The sequence below is a fragment of the Brevibacillus sp. 1238 genome (assembly GCF_029892995.1).
GTDB classification, from domain to species: Bacteria; Bacillota; Bacilli; order Brevibacillales; family Brevibacillaceae; genus Brevibacillus; species Brevibacillus parabrevis.
In genome coordinates, this window is sequence record NZ_JARXWC010000012.1 from 81759 (window position 1) to 97611 (window position 15853).

The following is a 15853-nucleotide window of genomic DNA, read 5'->3' on the forward strand; positions in this document are numbered from 1 at the left end:
AATCTCCAACCGGGCAAAATTTTCAGGGGCAGGAAGAGCAGCAAGCCATCCGATGCGGTGGCTTGTTTTTTTGGAATTGAAAGAAAATTTTTACAGGAAATTGCTCGCGTTTCTTGAAATGTAAGAGGAAACGAACCGAAAAAGAGGTGTTGGGGAATGCGTGAGCTTTTTTCTGTTGCCGACCTGGAAGCGTTTGTCGTGCAAGCCAAGCAGCACACATACGTTGGAGGAGCCAAGCGCCTGTTGCCGTATCGGCTGGGGTCCAAGGACATTCAATATGCAAGCGGGGATTGGGCCTATCACGACAGCTATTTGGGCGAGAGCGATTTTATCGGGCAAGAGGTCGTGTACTTCCAAAAAAGTCCGGTGTGGGCGATGAATTATTTTGGCTACATTACCAAGCCGGAGCGAATCGACGCGCATGCTGCGGGACTGATCATTAAGGCGAGCTTGTCGAAGATGTACGCGGAGGGCCGCTTTTTGGGGGCGTTCGAGCATACGCAGGACGATTTGCGCTACGTCGATACGAATGAGGGGAATGTGACTCTTTTTCAGGGGAAGGAATTTATTTACCGCCAGGATGAGATTGTCTATGAATTGCTCTATCATGGCGGGTTGTTGAAAAAGTAGGGCTGCATGATGACCAATCTCGCGCGGGCAACCAAAACCGATCCGCCCCGTGAACCGATTTTGGCATAAAAGCGGCAAAAAGCCACCAGAACACAGGTGGCTCTTTGCGTTGGACGGCTTTTTGGCATGGAGACAAATTGGATGGGTAAGAAACAGCGTGATTGGATCAGAAGAAAGACAGCGGCTTGTCCTATAATCAGCTTGCCACACTACAGGCTGACACTTGAGAAAAGGCTGGACAAGCGAAGGAGGAGCCATGTCAAATCAAGACCAAACACCGTTGTTTACTGGACTGGTCAAGCACGCCCGAAAAAATCCGATTCAATTTCATATACCCGGCCATAAAAAAGGCAAAGGAATGGACCCGGAATTTCGCTGGTTCATCGGCAAAAATGCCTTGTCTATCGACTTGATCAACATCCGGCCGCTGGATGATCTGCACCAGCCTGCCGGGATTATTCAAGAGGCCCAGGACTTGGCTGCCGAGGCTTTTGGCGCCGAGCACACGATTTTTTCCGTGCAAGGAACCAGTACAGCGATTATGACGATGATCATGTCGGTTTGCCATCCGGGCGAAAAAATCATTGTGCCGCGCAATGTGCACAAGTCGATCATGAGCGGAATTATTTTCTCGGGGGCGCATCCGATTTTTCTGCATCCGGAAATGGACCTGGTCTACGGGATCGCGCATGGCATCACCCCAAAATCCGTCGAAGAAGCTTTGGAGCAGCACCCGGACGCCAAGGCTGTTTTGGTTATTCACCCGACCTATTTTGGTACGGCAGGCGACCTGAAAAAAATTGTGAAGGTAGCGCACGCGCGAGGAGTGCCTGTACTGGTCGATGAAGCTCATGGCTCGCATGTGCATTTTCACCCGAAATTGCCGCTGTCCGCGATGCAGGCAGGCGCAGATATGGCGGCGAGCAGCATGCACAAGCTTGGCGGCTCCATGACGCAAAGCTCGGTGCTGAATATCCAGGGAAACCGGATTTCGCTATCGCGCGTACAGGCGATTTCCAGCATGCTTTCCACGACGTCCACGTCTTATTTGCTGCTCGCCTCGCTCGATGTAGCGCGCAAACGGCTGGTGACCGCAGGCAAAACGCTGTTGGATCAGGCAATCCGGCTTGCCAATCAGGCGCGTCAGGAAATCAATCGGATCGAGTATTTGACTTGCATGGGTAGCGAGATCATTGGACAAAACGGGGTGGTCGCCTACGATCCGACGAAGCTGGTCATTTCCGTAAAAGGGCTGGGGCTGACCGGGCATGAGGTGGAAAAATGGCTGAGGGAGCGCTTCCATATTGAAGTGGAGCTGTCCGATTTGCACAACATCCTTTGTATTGTCACACCGAGCGACAGCAAAGCGGATTTGCAAATTCTCGTGTATGCGCTGGAAGAATTGTCGCTGCATTTTCGAGAGCAGGCGAAGGCGCTGGCAGAGGAGCACATGCCTCTGCCACAAATTCCGCAGCTTGCTGTCACGCCGCGTGACGCTTTTTACGCGCCGACCGAAATCGTGCCCGTCGCAGAAGCGGAGGGGAGAGTTATCGCCGAGTTTGTCATGGTGTACCCGCCAGGAATCCCGATTTTTATTCCGGGTGAAGTCATTTCCAAGGAAAATGTGGCTTACGCGCAAAGAAACCGGGAGGCAGGTCTGCCTGTCCAAGGCTCGGAAGACCCAGCGTTTTTGACTGTACGTGTACTCAAGTAAATGTGATCTGCAAAAAAAGGCAGCCTTTGCTACGGGCTGTCTTTTTCTGTGACCAAACCTTGTCGTAAATGCAACCAAATCTTGAACATGGCTGGTTCAAGGACTTGCTCATTGGCTGGTGACACTCGATTGGATCGCCCTTACAGTAGGACTTGTTTCAACCAGTACCGAGCATGGTGATAGGAGATGAGGACATGAAAACGTCCAAGACAGCACGCTGTCTGTCCGTTTTGTACATGTTCCTGCTGCTGTTCATGACGACCGGGTGCGCAGATAAATATCTCGTGCTCAATCCGAAGGGGCCGATCGGTGAACAGCAAAAGGACCTGATGATTTTGTCTACGCTTTTATGCTTGATCGTGATTGTTCCGGTTTTGATTCTGACTTTTGTCATTGTGTGGCGATACCGTGACAGGAAAGGAAGAAAGGCGAAGTACACCCCGGAGTGGGAGCACAGCACGGCGCTGGAGACGACCTGGTGGGGGATTCCTGTTGTCATCATTACGTTGATCGCTATTATTACGGTTCGCTATACGTATTCGCTCGAACCGTCCAAACCGCTGGAGTCAAAAGTCGAACCGATCACGATTCAGGTGACGAATCTGGATTGGAAGTGGTTGTTCCAATATCCCGAGCAGGGGATTGCGACAGTGAACTACGTGCAGTTCCCGGAAGATGTGCCGATTCGCTTCGAGATTACCTCGGATGCCCCGATGAACTCCTTCTGGATTCCCCAGCTTGGCGGACAGATTTATGCGATGTCGGGAATGGCGATGGTTTTGCACCTGCAAGCGGACGAGCAGGGCGAGTACATGGGTTCCGGCGCCAACTACACGGGGAAGGGCTTCGCGGACATGTACTTCACGGCCAAGGCGACATCGCAGGAAGCTTTTGATCAATGGGTGAGCGAAGTGAAAGGAACATCGGCAGCATTGACTCTGGATGGCTATAAAAAGCTGGCAGAGCAAGGTACCTCGGATGTCCGCTATTTCTCCTCTTTCCCTGAAGGATTGTTTGAGATGACAGTGACGAAATACGCTGCTTCGCACAACCACGGTTTGTCCGTGAAGGCACGCAAGGAAGTGCGCATCGAGGAATAGCCAGAAGGAAGGAGAGAGGAAGACGTGTGGGATAAAGTGAAAGAATTTGCTTCGGAGTTTTTTGTGACAGGCGATCCGCTCATCTACGGTGCGGATGTCAGTATCGCTTTGACGCTGATCGCGATCGTTTCTGTGCTGACTTACTATAAAAAATGGGGCTGGCTCTGGCGCGAATGGCTGACGACTGTCGACCACAAACGGATTGGCATCATGTACATTTTGGCTTCCGTGCTCATGCTGTTTCGCGGCGGGGTCGACGCGCTGCTGATGCGCGCGCAGCTCGCCATGCCAGAGCTGCAATTTTTGCCCGCCGAGCACTACAACCAGATTTTTACCACGCATGGCGTCATCATGATTTTGTTTATGGCGATGCCGCTTATGTTCGGGCTGTTCAATGTGATCGTACCGCTGCAACTGGGGGCGCGTGACGTAGCCTTTCCGTTTCTGAACTCGCTCAGCTTCTGGCTGTTTTTCTCGGGAGCGATGCTGTTCAACTTGTCGTTTGTCATCGGCGGCTCGCCGGATGCCGGGTGGCTGGCCTATCCGCCGTACTCGGATAAAACATTCAACCCTGGCTACGGGCAAGACTTCTACATTTGGGGCATCCAGATTTCCGGGATCGGCAGCTTGATGACAGGGATCAACTTCATCGTCACGATCTTGAAAATGCGCACGCCCGGCATGACGTTGATGAAAATGCCGATGTTCTCGTGGTCGGTGCTGTCGAGCTGTATCGCCATCGTGTTTGCTTTTCCGATCTTGACCGTGACTTTGGCGCTTCTGTTCATCGACCGCTATTTGGGCGGACATATTTTCACGCTGGATGGCGGCGGCAACCCGATGATGTACATCAACCTGATCTGGATGTGGGGCCACCCGGAAGTATACATTCTCGTGCTGCCTGCATTCGGCATCTTCTCCGAGATCGCCGCCACGTTCTCGAAGAAAAAGCTGTTCGGGTATAAATCCATGGTGTTCGCCATGATGATTATTAGCGTCGTGTCGTTCCTCACCTGGGCGCATCACTTTTTTACGATGGGCTCCGGGGCAGATGTCAACGCGTTCTTTGCCCTGTCCACGATGGTGATTGCCATTCCGACAGGTGTGAAGGTGTTCAACTGGCTGTTTACGATGTTCCGCGGAAAAGTCACTTTTGAAACACCGATGCTGTGGATGATCGGGATTATTCCGAACTTCGTCATCGGCGGGATGACCGGGGTGCTCTTGTCTGTCGCGCCTGCCGATTTCCAGTATCACAACAGCTATTTCCTGATAGCCCACTTCCATCAGGTCATTATCGCCGGAGTCGTATTCGGATTTTTCGCCGGATTGTACTACTGGTGGCCGAAGCTGTTTGGCTTCAAGCTGAACGAACGTCTCGGCCGACTGGCTTTCTGGCTGTGGAATATCGGTTTTTACCTGTGCTTCATGCCGCAATACGCGCTCGGGCTGATGGGGATGACTCGTCGGGTGTACACGTACGGTTGGGACAAAGGCTGGTTTGAAATGAATCTCGTTTCCACGATCGGGGCCGTCCTGATGGGCGCAGCCTTCATCGTGCAAGTTTGGGATATTGCGCACAGCCTGAAAAAAATGGATCGGGAAGGAACCCAAGATCCGTGGAATGCGCGGACGCTGGAATGGTCGATTCCGTCTCCCGCTCCGTTTTACAACTTCGCTACTTTGCCACAGGTGACTCATCAGGACGACTGGTGGGAGAAGAAGCAGAGAGGCTGGAGTGCTCCGGCAGTCGAGCTGGAACCGATTCACATGCCGAAAAATTCCGGTATCCCGATCATCATGTCGATGTTTTGGTTTTTCAGCGGATTCGGGCTGGTATTTGACTGGCTTTGGCTGGCGGTACCGGGATTTGTGGGAGTGCTCGCTTGCATGATCGTCCATTCGTTCAACTACAAGCCGGACTATTACGTCCCGGTGGAGGAAGTGCAGCGGGTTGAGGCTGCGGCAAGGAGGGGGAGCAAGTAATGGCTCAGACGCATAGCAACGCCGAGCATCACGGCCATGAACATCCTGATCAGGAGGAAATGCGCACCTTTGCTTTTTGGATTTACCTCATGACGGACGTCATTTTGTTTGCGACCTTGTTTGCGACTTACATCGTCCTGCAAGGCAACACGGACGGCGGGCCAGGGCCGAAAGACATTTTTCAGATGAACGGCATTTACGCCAGTACGTTTATTTTGTTGACGAGCAGCTTTACGAGCGGCCTTGCCCTTTTGGCGATGCACAAGGGCAATCGACTTGCTCTGATGAACTGGCTGTGGGTGACGATTTTTCTGGGAGCGTCGTTTTTGTTCCTGGAGGTCAACGAGTTTATGCACATGGTGCACGAAGGCGCAACGATCAGCACGAGCGCTTTTCTGACGGCCTTTTACACATTGGTCGGGACGCACGGCTTGCACGTTGCTCTCGGCCTGGGCTGGATGATTATTTTGATCATCCAAATCGCCAAGCACGGCATCACGCCCGTGACCAAGCGCAAAGTCAACATCGTCAGCCTGTTCTGGCATTTTCTCGATATCGTCTGGATTTTCGTCTTCACCATCGTGTATTTGCTGGGGGTGAAGTAAAGTGAGCAACCAAACGGCACACGGTTCCTTGAAATCGTACGTCACCGGGTTTATTTGCTCGATCGTGTTGACGATTATCCCGATTGTCGTCCTCGTAAACAATTGGCTGGAAGGGCTGGGCAGCACAATCGTCTTTTTGGCGGCGGCGCTGTTGCAGTTTATCGTCCAGCTGGTGTTCTTCATGCACTTGAAGGACGAGGAAAAACCGAGGTACAATCTGATGTCGCTTTTGCTCGGGATTTTTATCGTCCTGTTGATCGTGGTCGGCTCCATCTGGATCATGATGTACAACATGGTAGCGATATGAGCAAGAAACAAAAGGAGGGGCCCGGATGCTCGCAGACTGGATACAGCTGACCAAACCCCGCATCCTACAGTTGAATTTGATCGCAGCATTTGGCGGTTACTGGGTGGCTAGCAAGTGGGAGCCGGATTGGCTGCTTCTTTTGTGGCTGTTGATCGGGACGGCGCTGACGATGGCGGCGTCCTGCGTATGGAACAATGTTTGGGATTACGAGCTGGATCGCAAAATGCAGCGGACAAAAGACCGCCCGCTCGCGGCTGGTCGACTGAAAACCGGGGGCGTGCTGCTGTACGCCCTGGTGCTCGGTGTTTGCGGCGAGCTGGTTTTGTTCTGGAAAGGAAACGAGCTGGTCGGTTGGCTCGGACTGTTCGGGATGTTCATGTACGGGTGCGTCTATACGATGTGGCTGAAAAGAAAGTCGACATGGAGCACGTCGATTGGCGGGGTGTCCGGCGCAATGCCCCCGGTGATGGGGTATTGTGCCGCTTCGAACGAGCTTGATGCCGGGGCATGGTTGTTGTTTGCCTTGCTGTATTTTTGGCAGCCCGCGCATTTCTGGTCGCTGTCGATTCGGCGCGTGGACGAGTATAAAGCGGCTGGCTTTCCGCTGCTTCCTGTCGTCAAAGGAATCGCCCGAACCAAGCTGCAAATGATTCCGTACGTACTGTTTCTGCTCCCGACGGTCACGGTGATGTACCTGCTAGGGTATGCAGGGGTTGTGTTTTTCGCGGTTTCTTTGCTGTTCGGCATGATCTGGATGGGACATACCATCAGTGGGGTTGTGACAGCAAATAATGAGAAATGGTCGAAAACGAATTTTATCTTGTCCGTAAACTATTTGCTGGTTGTCTTCGTGTGCATGGTCGTCGATACGCCAGGCCGTCCATTTTGGTAGACCAGATGAAGGGCAGGGATTCTTATGAGAGTGGCTTCTTATCTGATCGTATTTTTTCTGCTCGCCGCAGTTTCCGGGTGCGGCAGCCCAGCAGCCGAAGAACAGGCGGAAGTGACGGCTTCCGCTGAAGATACAAGCGCGATGCAGCTATATAAAAAGAACTGCATGAGCTGCCATGGCAACGATTTGTCCGGCAGGGTCGGCCCGAGCTTGCAGCAAGCAGGTTCCAGGCTGACCGAGGAACAGATTGGAGACATCATCAAAGCGGGTGCAAGAGGGATGCCGGGCTATGAAAAGAGCCTGAAGACCGAAGAAATCTCCCAACTGGCAAAATGGTTGTCTGCGAAAAAGGAATAGAGCGGGAGGAATATGCGATGAAAAGAGCAGTTTGGTTCATCACTTTAGTCATCACAATCGTATTGGCGACCGCCTGCGGCAGTGAAAAGGCAAGCAAGCTGAACATACCCGTGCAACCTTTCGCGTTTACTGACCAGGATGGAAAACCTTTTTCCTCAGCCGATGTAGAAAACAAGGTGTGGGTCGCCAACTTTATTTTTACGTACTGCGCGACGGTTTGCCCGACGATGACAGCCAACATGGCGCAGTTGCAAAAGAAAGCGAAGGAGGCGGGAGTGGACGTCGAGCTGGTCTCCTTTTCGGTCGATCCAGAGCAAGACAGCCCGGAGGCACTGAAGGCTTATTTGGGCAAATTCGCTGCCGATTTTTCCAACTGGCATGCATTGACCGGCTACGAGTTTGCCGAAATCAAAACGTTTTTGCTGCGCTCGTTCCGGGCTACGATTGCCAAAGACGCTGCATCTGAACAAGTCATTCACGACACGCTGTTCTATCTGGTCGATCAGAACGGCAAAGTGGTGGCACGCTATGACGGCATGACCGATCCGCCTTACGACGAGATCATGGAGGACATCAAGCTGCTGCAAAAATAGGGCAAGACAAAAAGAGAAACTCCTTTGGCGAGTTTCTCTTTTTGTCGATAAAGCCCTGTCCCGTTTTGTTATCTTGCCAGCAGCAGCGCTAGGAGAACAGCTTGAAATTCCTCTGGCGCATTGTCAAAAGCTACTTGCCTGTTGTTACGGAAGAAATCGGCTTCCACTTTTTCATTTTGGTCAATCGGAACGAGATAAATGCCGGATGAATCTGGCTCCAAGCTCTGATGGTGACTCTTATGGCTGGGAAAGGGGCATGGAATTATACAGAATTAGCTTTCGGTAGAAATGGTACTGATGAAGAATCAGATGCTTTTCGACATGTGTTATGGAATATGTGGATAGTATGGGCAGTGAATGATAGTTGGGCAGAAAAGTGGACGAATGCCCACGAAGATGGTGCTTCCTATCAAAACAAAAAATCTCTAACATATAAAATGGATATGCACAATAATGCAGAAGGACGATACAAAGCAGCACAAGAGGGGATAGACAGTGATAGCAGTCGTTCAGACATTAAAATTGCGATTGATGAGTTATACAAAAGCGGAAAGCTTAAAAAAATTAATAAACCGAACCCTAAAAAAGAGAGTACCTGGACACTAGATAAATTTACAGGTAAAGAAGAGGATTATGCAGATCAAGATCTTCCCCCTATTTAGTAAGAAAAAAGAGAACCAGGAATAATCATTCCTGATTCTCCTTTTTGAAAGAAGGTGATATTTATGAAGAATAAATTAATGGTGCCTTTGGCTGCAACAGCAATAGTTGTGGTGCTAGTATTTGGATTTTTATATGTGTGGACTGGAACCGATTACTATAAATTTTCTGATGGAGCATCTTCAGAACAGATAGAAGCTCTAAAGAGTAATAAAATAGATTATATAATCAAAGAAGATGGGTCTTTATGGATAAGAAAAAGTGACGAATTGAAAGTAGCACAATGCTGTACATAGCAATGGTTTCTTTTAAAGTTTTTCCCCTGAATTACTGAGGCCATAAAGAAAGGCCGTCGAGAAAGTCGACAGCCTGAGAAACTCGCGACAGGAGGTTTTCTTTTTCTGGACATTGTGGCGCGAATCAGCTTAAAACCGCACGCAGAGCCGAGGCGAATTTGGCTACGCCAAGCGTGATTTCTGCTTCTTTCGGGCGGGCAAAGGTGAAGCGAATATAACCGGAGTCAGATCCGTACACACTTCCGGGGGCGACAACCACGCCGCGCCGCAGAGCTTCTTCAAACAGCTGGTTGTCGTTGATCTCGGGCACAATTTTGCACCACAAATGCAGTCCGCCCTGCGGAAGCGTGAACGTCACCAGATCAGGCAGTTCCGTTTGCAAGGCTTCCACCAGCAAATCGCGGCGATAGAGCAGGCGCATCCGCAGTTGCTCCAGGTGGGGCAGGAAGAAGTTGGAGTGCAAAAATTGGGCGGCAATTTTTTGCGGAACGACGCTCAGGCCGAAGTCCATCTGCTGTCGCGCGTCTGCCAGTCGTTCCACGACGGAGTGGGGGGCCACCATCCAGCCGACGCGCAAGCCGGAGGCCGCGATTTTGGAAAAGGAACCGATGTACAGGACGGAGCCGAGCTGGTCGTGCGATTTGAGCGGGGCAGGCGGATCGCCATCGTAGGACGTGAGACTGAATGGATCGTCCTCCACGATCGGAAGCCCCAGCTCGCTGGCCACGTTCAGCAGTTGGGTACGGCGGGCCGGATTGAGGCAAATGCCTGTCGGGTTTTGAAAAGTCGGATTGAGAAAAATCATTTTGATCCGGTGTTTTTTATACAAGGAGCGAATATCTTCGGGATCGATGCCCTCCGGACTGACCGGGAGCCGGAACAGGCGCAGGCCGGCCGACTGAAACATCGGCAAAGAGTAGCAATACGATGGATCTTCTATGGCGACGGCATCCCCGGGAGCGAGCAAACATTGAGTGATCAAATAAAGCGACTGCTGGGAACCCGATGTGATGAGAATGGACGAGTCTGTCGTGTTGATCTGCCGATACCGCGACAAATAGGAAACGAGTTCTTCGCGCAGTGGCGTGAAGCCTTGGGGATTGTCGTACCCTAAATATTCCGTAAAGGGGTTTTCTTTCATCAAGGTGCTGATTTCCTGACCCGGAGACAATTGCGCGGACAGCTCACCGCTGGCAAAGTCGATCATGCCGTCTTTTTGCAGGGCCTCGCGAATGCGGCGCAAGTAAAACAAATTCGGGAGAAACTGCCCGCCCTCCACGTACCGATGCCAGTTTGGGGTGTGTTTGGGGGTCGCTTCCCATTTGTTTTTGCAGACGCGCGTGCCGCTGCCTGTCCTGCTTTCGATGATGCCGAGTGCACGCAGCTCTTCGTAAGCCAAAATGACGGTGCTTCGATTGACCCCCAACTGCTCTGCCAGCTTTCTTTCAGAGGGGAGCAAGCTTCCAGGAGGATATTCTCCATAAGAAATCCTGCGCTCGATCTCATCGGCGATTTGGTGATAGAGTGTTTGCGTGCTGGACCGATCAGGTTTCCACATGATAATCACAACCTTGGACATATTCGTTAACAATGATATTGACAAGAAACAAACTTATCATACCACGCGAATGGAAGCAGCTTCGGCCGAAAGAATACCAATCTATTGAACATGGATGGGTGAATGGCTGAGCAATTGGATGGTTTGCTTTTGAGAAAAATGTGGTATTCGGTGATCAATCACCGAGCAGTTTATTTCCGCTGACGGCTATATTATTGTTGCTCCGATGTGGAATTACGGCGTGCCGCCGATGTTGAAGGCGAATATCGATGCGGTGTGCATCGCCAGAAAAGCATTTCGCATGACGGAAAACGGCGCGGACGGCGTCATTTCCGTCTTGAAACAACTATATATGGAAAAAGGGCCGCCCCGAACATCCATTCTTGTTCGGGGCGGCAATAGTGGCAGTAGCGATGTCGTTACTCGACGTAGCGAATGATGTGTTCGCGCGGCTGTCTTGTTTTCGGGCGCGGCTCGTTTTTGCGGTAGCCAAAGGCAACCATGCAGGCTACGCCGAAGCGTTCCTTGTCCAGCAGTCCTTCAGCTTGCAGGAGTTCCTCTGCCTGTTTTTTGTCGAAGCCTTCGATCGGGCAGGAATCGATGCCGATCATGGCGGCTGAGGTCATCATGTTGCCAAGGGCGATGTACGTTTGTCTGGCTGCCCATTCGAACATGACGCGCTCGTCTGCAAACAGCTCAAAATCTTGCTTCAAAAATTTGTCGTACATGGCGCTTTTCGCGGTGATGACGTTTTCCGGCAAAAGCTGTACGTTTTTCATCTGGTTCATTACGTAGTCGGAATCAGCCGCCATCTCTTGCTTGGTACGCGCCAGGATGATGACAAAATGACTCGCTGTAGCCAGTTGCTTTTGCGCTCCCCAGGAAACGACAGACAGCTTGTCGCGCAGAGCGCGGTTTTGCACGACGAGAAAGTTCCAAGGCTCAAAACCGAATGAGCTGGGAGAAAGGCGAGCCGTTTCCATAATGAAAGCGAAGTCTTCTTGTGCAATCGTTTTGTCTGCGGCAAATTCTTTAGTGGCGTGTCTGGTTTCGTATGCTTGCAAAATCTGTTCTTTTTGGATCATGTTATCCTCCAGATAAGGTAAGTTATTTTGGGGAAGTCATCGGGTAGAACGGACAAAGGACAGGACGGTTTCGATCAGCTCTGCCTCCTGCTCCCACAGTACCAGGTGCCCTGAAGCGATCTCGTGGTAGCGCGCGTCAGGCAGGAGAGCGGCCATTTCCCTTGTCTGCTCCACAGGCACCATGCGATCGTAAGTCAAGCCGATGGCCAGTGCTGGGGCAGTGACTTTGCCAAGCAAAGGCCGCAGGTTGATGCGAGTGTCAAGTTCGGCCTGTTTGCCAGTACCTTCGGCAAGTGTCGCAGCCAAATTGGCGGTAAACTCATGCAACTGCTCCAACGTTTGAAACGAGCTGTAAAACGCCGGGCTGAGGCCAGTGTGGATGGCGAATTGGGCGAACAGCTCCCGATCCTGGCGGAACAGCTTTTGCCACAGATCGAACTGATAGGCGACAGCGAGATCGCTTTCTACCCAGCCCGCGATCGCTGTCACCGATTGGACTCGCTCCGGGTATTTGGCGGCGATGGCCGTTGCTACGACAGCGCCGAGCGAGTAGCCTACGACATGAAAGTGCGTAAAGCCTTCCTGCATAACTGCCTGCACATTTTGCTCGACCAGATCGTCCAGCTCCAGCCGCTCGCGGTCGTCTTGCGTTTTGCCCGAGCCGCTGTAATTGGGGGTGATGACGGTAAAGTCAGGTGCCAGCGCCTTGCCGAGATTGCCCCACGTGCCTTCGTAACTGCCTCCTGTACCGTGGATCACCAGCACGGCAGGTCCGCTTCCTTCTACTGCATATGCGACGTTTATGGGACCAACCTGAACGAATTTTTCCATGAGGGCCTCCTTGAAATCGTGTTTTACAAAAGTGATCTTACCGAATACACTGTAAAAAAGTAAGTACGCACTTTTTCGTTGAATACTTACCAAAAGGGAAGTGAGAACCATGGGGAACCAACAGGTGATTTATCAAATAAACGGCAAACAGTTTCAGTGTCCGATCGAGCTGTCTGTTTCCATTCTTGCAGGAAGATGGAAAACGACGATTATTTGCCAACTGATGAACGGGAAAAAGCGGTACGGTGAGCTGAAGAAAAACATCATGGGCGTGAATCACAAAATGCTCGCGGAACAGCTGCGGGAGCTGGAAGAGGCGGGGATTGTGCTGCGGCATGTGTACCCGGTCGTTCCGCCAAAGGTGGAGTACGAGCTGACAGAGCGGGGAGAAGCACTGCGTCCCGTGATTGAATACTTGATCAAATGGGGAGAGCAGTTTGGCACGCCTGTGGCGGATGAAGTGGAGCCGACTGCCTAAAACTGCTGAAAGCACCGGGCCATAATCGCATACGACAACCATACGACCACCTGAGAACGGCGGATTTTTTTCGGGCGAAGGCAAAAGAGGGAAGGAAGCGGCCGATTTGTTTTTACGGTCCCCCCTCCCTATGAAAATAATGGTATAATCAGCCAAGAATAGCATGCAGCTAGGTGCCTTTGCGAGAGCAAGGGGTAACAGGGAATCGGGTGAAAATCCCGAGCGGTCCCGCCACTGTAATTGGTGAGTTCTCTTTCCAACATGTCACTCGGTATGGAGCATAACCATCGGGGAAGACGAAAGAGCGCGATGAGCCAAAAGCCAGGAGACCTACCTAGTTTGTCACACCCGTAATCCTTCGCGGAAAAGGTGAGGTGTAGGAAGAAGCTGCGACAGCTTGTGTCTATTTATTCATGATGTCGACTGATTACTTCTACACGTTTGCCTCGTCCGGCGGGACGGGGCTTTTCTATTGATCACAAAAAGATAGGGAGTGGAAACGATGCTGCAAAAGAACCGGAAAAGCTGGATCGGCAAAGCATGGCTGTTTGGCCTGCTCACGATTTTTTTGGTCGTGACTGGCTGCTCTGCTGCTTCACCGTCATCGTCAACGCCTGCGGAACAGAAAACTGAACAGGCGGTGCCGCAGGAAAAGCAGGAGCTTGCTTTTCAAGATTCCGCAGGGACTGCGATCACGGTAAAGCTGCCAGTAGAGCGGGTGGTCGTGCTCAATCGCAACACGGCAGAAGCGATCAAGCTGCTGGGAGCCGAGCAGTACGTGCTGGCTACAGGCGACACGACGGTCAAAAATAACCCGTACCTCGGATTTGACAGCAAGCCGGATGTGGGGGAAACGAAGCAGATCAATCTGGAGCAAATCATCAGCTTGAAGCCGCAAATCGTCTTCGCCTATACGAATCGCCCCGACAAGACGCTGGAGGAAAAGCTGGAGCCAGCCGGAATCAAAGTCGTGCGAATGAACAACTATTTGCCGGAACAGATGGATGAGGAGCTGAAGCTGCTCGGCAAAATTTTTGATAAATCGGACAAGGCAGACGAATTTCTCGCCTGGAAGCATTCGATTGAAAAGCTGTTAGCGGACCGGGTGGCGGGCATCAAGGAGGAAGACAAAAAACAGGTGCTTGCCTTGTCAGCCGGATTTCTCAATACGAACGGGGGCTACCGGATTTTCCCCAGCCAGTCGTTAGACGGGAAGCCAGGAGTAGGGGAAGGCTACGCGACGATTCTGGCTGGCGGGAAAGACGCTGCCGACTTGCAATGGAATCCGGCGGAGGCGTCGACTACGATCATGGTCGACGAGGAATATGTGCTCAAGCGCAACCCGGAGGTCATTACCCTGCACGGCACCTGGCTGGGTGGCTACAATGTGAAGGATACGAAGCCGTTTGAAGAAGCGCTGCGCCATATTATGAGCACGACATCTGTTTCGCGGCTCAAGGCGGGGCAAAGCAAAGACATTTACTTTTTCTACACCAACTTTGTCGGATCGGACAAGCGGTATATCGGCAATCTCCAACTAGCCAAATATTTGTACCCGGATAAATTCCAGGATATCGATCCCGAGCAGTATGCCAAAGAGTATTTTGAAAAATGGTTAGGCGTGCCATACCAAGGCATTTGGCACTATTCGTTCAAAGATGTTCAATGACAGCCAAGGACAACCGCTGAGCAAGCCAGTGCAGCGACCGATCCAGGCCATCTATCACGGGAGCGTGAAAAGCAAGCTGCTCATTTTGACAAGCCTTTTCCTCCTGCTGGTGCTGCTGACGCTTTACGCAGTCAGTCAAGGGGCTGTAGAAGTTGCGTTGCCTGAGCTTTTGGCTATTTTGTCCGGACGCGCTTCCGATGAGATGACCGCCTACATCGTATACGAGATTCGGCTGCCGCGCATGGTCATGTCGATCATTACAGGAGTTTCGCTGGCATGTGCCGGTGCGATTATGCAGGCGATTTTGCGCAATCCGCTGGCAGACCCTTTTACGCTCGGCGTATCGAGCGGAGCGGCTTTTGGAGCAGCATTGGCGATCGTGGCCGGGACGAGTGTGTTTGGCATCAACCTCGTTTCGAGTGGACAGTGGATGATCGCTCTTAATGCCTTTGTGTTTGGCTGTCTCGCTGTGGGCGCGGTCTACGGCATCGCCAAGCTCAAAAACAGCTCGACGACCGTACTGCTTTTGGCGGGGGTGGCCATTGGGCAACTGTTTTCGGCGGGCGTTTCCGGTTTGAAGTTTTTTTCCAACAACGAAGCGTTGAAAGACTTGGTTGTCTGGCTCATGGGAGGATTTTGGGGAGCGAAATGGCAAGTGCTGCACATTTTGCTGCCGCTCGTGATCATCTCGCTTGTCCTTTTGCTGAAATACGCCTGGGACCTGAACTCGCTATGCGCTGGCGAAGATGTAGCGCGAACGCTCGGCGTCAATGTCAAACAAGTCCGCTGGGTGTGCCTTTTGCTCGTTACCTTGATGGCCTCCGTCACGATTGCCTTCACCGGGATTATCGGGTTCATCGGGCTGGTGGCACCGCATATCAGCAGAATCATCATCGGGACGGATTATCGATTTTTACTGCCGTGCTCTTGCCTGATGGGCGCTTTGCTGCTGCTCTTGTCAGATACGGCAGCCCGCATGGTATTATCTCCGATCGAGATTCCGGTAGGCATCATCACCGCGTTGTTTGGCGCCCCGTTTTTCGTCTATTTGCTGTTGAAAAAGCGCAAGGACTACTGGGCATAAGGAGGACG

17 protein-coding genes, 1 pseudogene and 1 riboswitch are annotated in these 15853 nt (G+C 51.9%); of the genes and pseudogenes, 15 read left to right on the plus strand and 3 right to left on the minus strand.

What is annotated here, in order from left to right; translation table 11 throughout:
- Positions 1 to 156: 156 nt before the first annotated feature.
- From M2298_RS22360 to M2298_RS22410, 11 genes and pseudogenes are all read left to right on the plus strand, one after another.
- A complete protein-coding gene (locus M2298_RS22360; RefSeq protein ID WP_280649113.1) occupies positions 157 to 630 on the plus strand; it encodes a DUF5680 domain-containing protein in 474 nt (157 codons plus the stop codon).
- Positions 631 to 886: 256 nt separating this feature from the next.
- The gene (locus M2298_RS22365) at positions 887 to 2344 is read left to right on the plus strand and encodes an aminotransferase class I/II-fold pyridoxal phosphate-dependent enzyme (protein ID WP_173599403.1); all 1458 of its coding nucleotides are present in this window, start codon (positions 887 to 889) and stop codon (positions 2342 to 2344) included.
- A 194-nt stretch (positions 2345 to 2538) separates the two neighbouring features.
- Positions 2539 to 3444 carry a ubiquinol oxidase subunit II gene (cyoA, locus tag M2298_RS22370; RefSeq protein ID WP_122963729.1) on the plus strand — a complete coding sequence of 302 codons (906 nt, stop codon included), beginning with the start codon at positions 2539 to 2541 and terminating at the stop codon, positions 3442 to 3444.
- 24 nt (positions 3445 to 3468) lie between these two features.
- Positions 3469 to 5430 (plus strand): cbb3-type cytochrome c oxidase subunit I, encoded by a 1962-nt coding sequence (locus M2298_RS22375; RefSeq protein WP_173599402.1) that lies wholly within the window; start codon positions 3469 to 3471, stop codon positions 5428 to 5430.
- Entirely contained in the window at positions 5430 to 6035 is a 606-nt protein-coding gene (cyoC, locus tag M2298_RS22380; RefSeq protein ID WP_173599401.1) for a cytochrome o ubiquinol oxidase subunit III, read from the plus strand. Before M2298_RS22375 ends, cyoC begins: the two co-directional genes overlap by 1 nt.
- A gap of 1 nt (position 6036) precedes the next feature.
- The gene (cyoD, locus tag M2298_RS22385; RefSeq protein ID WP_063229517.1) at positions 6037 to 6342 is read left to right on the plus strand and encodes a cytochrome o ubiquinol oxidase subunit IV; all 306 of its coding nucleotides are present in this window, start codon (positions 6037 to 6039) and stop codon (positions 6340 to 6342) included.
- A 19-nt stretch (positions 6343 to 6361) separates the two neighbouring features.
- Positions 6362 to 7234, plus strand: a pseudogene (gene cyoE / locus M2298_RS22390) (heme o synthase); the annotation flags it as partial.
- Positions 7235 to 7258: 24 nt separating this feature from the next.
- Entirely contained in the window at positions 7259 to 7591 is a 333-nt protein-coding gene (locus tag M2298_RS22395; protein WP_173597672.1) for a c-type cytochrome, read from the plus strand.
- A 17-nt stretch (positions 7592 to 7608) separates the two neighbouring features.
- Positions 7609 to 8184, plus strand: a complete 576-nt coding sequence (locus M2298_RS22400) for an SCO family protein (protein ID WP_173599399.1) — start codon at positions 7609 to 7611, stop codon at positions 8182 to 8184.
- A gap of 239 nt (positions 8185 to 8423) precedes the next feature.
- The gene (locus tag M2298_RS22405; protein ID WP_229049760.1) at positions 8424 to 8846 is read left to right on the plus strand and encodes a DUF6973 domain-containing protein; all 423 of its coding nucleotides are present in this window, start codon (positions 8424 to 8426) and stop codon (positions 8844 to 8846) included.
- 63 nt (positions 8847 to 8909) lie between these two features.
- Entirely contained in the window at positions 8910 to 9140 is a 231-nt protein-coding gene (locus M2298_RS22410; RefSeq protein WP_122963735.1) for a hypothetical protein, read from the plus strand.
- Positions 9141 to 9264: 124 nt separating this feature from the next.
- Here M2298_RS22410 and pdxR read toward each other — a convergent pair whose 3' ends face one another.
- Positions 9265 to 10698, minus strand: coding sequence for a MocR-like pyridoxine biosynthesis transcription factor PdxR (pdxR, locus tag M2298_RS22415; RefSeq protein ID WP_173599398.1), 1434 nt, complete (start codon positions 10696 to 10698; stop codon positions 9265 to 9267).
- 178 nt (positions 10699 to 10876) lie between these two features.
- Between pdxR and M2298_RS28300 the strand changes: the two genes are divergently transcribed.
- A complete protein-coding gene (locus M2298_RS28300; protein ID WP_173599432.1) occupies positions 10877 to 11137 on the plus strand; it encodes an NAD(P)H-dependent oxidoreductase in 261 nt (86 codons plus the stop codon).
- Here M2298_RS28300 and M2298_RS22420 read toward each other — a convergent pair.
- Entirely contained in the window at positions 11118 to 11780 is a 663-nt protein-coding gene (locus M2298_RS22420) for an NAD(P)H-dependent oxidoreductase (protein WP_370641112.1), read from the minus strand. The genes M2298_RS28300 and M2298_RS22420 overlap by 20 nt on opposite strands.
- 39 nt (positions 11781 to 11819) lie before the next feature.
- The gene (locus M2298_RS22425) at positions 11820 to 12614 is read right to left on the minus strand and encodes an alpha/beta fold hydrolase (protein WP_280649115.1); all 795 of its coding nucleotides are present in this window, start codon (positions 12612 to 12614) and stop codon (positions 11820 to 11822) included.
- Between the two features lie 109 nt (positions 12615 to 12723).
- Here M2298_RS22425 and M2298_RS22430 point away from each other — a divergent pair, with 109 nt between their 5' ends.
- The 3 genes from M2298_RS22430 (at position 12724) to M2298_RS22440 (ending at position 15845) form a co-directional block, all read left to right on the plus strand.
- Entirely contained in the window at positions 12724 to 13092 is a 369-nt protein-coding gene (locus tag M2298_RS22430) for a winged helix-turn-helix transcriptional regulator (RefSeq protein WP_173597666.1), read from the plus strand.
- A gap of 154 nt (positions 13093 to 13246) precedes the next feature.
- Positions 13247 to 13444, plus strand: a riboswitch (cobalamin riboswitch).
- Positions 13445 to 13594: 150 nt separating this feature from the next.
- Entirely contained in the window at positions 13595 to 14761 is a 1167-nt protein-coding gene (locus tag M2298_RS22435) for an ABC transporter substrate-binding protein (RefSeq protein WP_122963740.1), read from the plus strand.
- Positions 14762 to 14789: 28 nt separating this feature from the next.
- On the plus strand, positions 14790 to 15845 hold the full coding sequence (locus M2298_RS22440) for a FecCD family ABC transporter permease (protein WP_229049759.1): 1056 nt from the start codon (positions 14790 to 14792) through the stop codon (positions 15843 to 15845).
- The last annotated feature ends 8 nt before the right edge of the window (positions 15846 to 15853 follow it).

Bases quoted from the DNA above. Each gene is read 5' to 3' on its own strand.
- M2298_RS22360 (WP_280649113.1), top strand. From the start codon at position 157: ATGCGTGAGCTTTTTTCTGTTGCCGACCTGGAAGCGTTTGTCGTGCAA.
- M2298_RS22365 (WP_173599403.1), top strand. From the start codon at position 887: ATGTCAAATCAAGACCAAACACCGTTGTTTACTGGACTGGTCAAGCAC.
- cyoA (WP_122963729.1), top strand. From the start codon at position 2,539: ATGAAAACGTCCAAGACAGCACGCTGTCTGTCCGTTTTGTACATGTTC.
- cyoC (WP_173599401.1), top strand. From the start codon at position 5,430: ATGGCTCAGACGCATAGCAACGCCGAGCATCACGGCCATGAACATCCT.
- M2298_RS22395 (WP_173597672.1), top strand. From the start codon at position 7,259: ATGAGAGTGGCTTCTTATCTGATCGTATTTTTTCTGCTCGCCGCAGTT.
- M2298_RS22400 (WP_173599399.1), top strand. From the start codon at position 7,609: ATGAAAAGAGCAGTTTGGTTCATCACTTTAGTCATCACAATCGTATTG.
- M2298_RS22405 (WP_229049760.1), top strand. From the start codon at position 8,424: ATGGCTGGGAAAGGGGCATGGAATTATACAGAATTAGCTTTCGGTAGA.
- M2298_RS22410 (WP_122963735.1), top strand. From the start codon at position 8,910: ATGAAGAATAAATTAATGGTGCCTTTGGCTGCAACAGCAATAGTTGTG.
- pdxR (WP_173599398.1), bottom strand. From the start codon at position 10,698: ATGTGGAAACCTGATCGGTCCAGCACGCAAACACTCTATCACCAAATC.
- M2298_RS22425 (WP_280649115.1), bottom strand. From the start codon at position 12,614: ATGGAAAAATTCGTTCAGGTTGGTCCCATAAACGTCGCATATGCAGTA.
- M2298_RS22430 (WP_173597666.1), top strand. From the start codon at position 12,724: ATGGGGAACCAACAGGTGATTTATCAAATAAACGGCAAACAGTTTCAG.
- M2298_RS22435 (WP_122963740.1), top strand. From the start codon at position 13,595: ATGCTGCAAAAGAACCGGAAAAGCTGGATCGGCAAAGCATGGCTGTTT.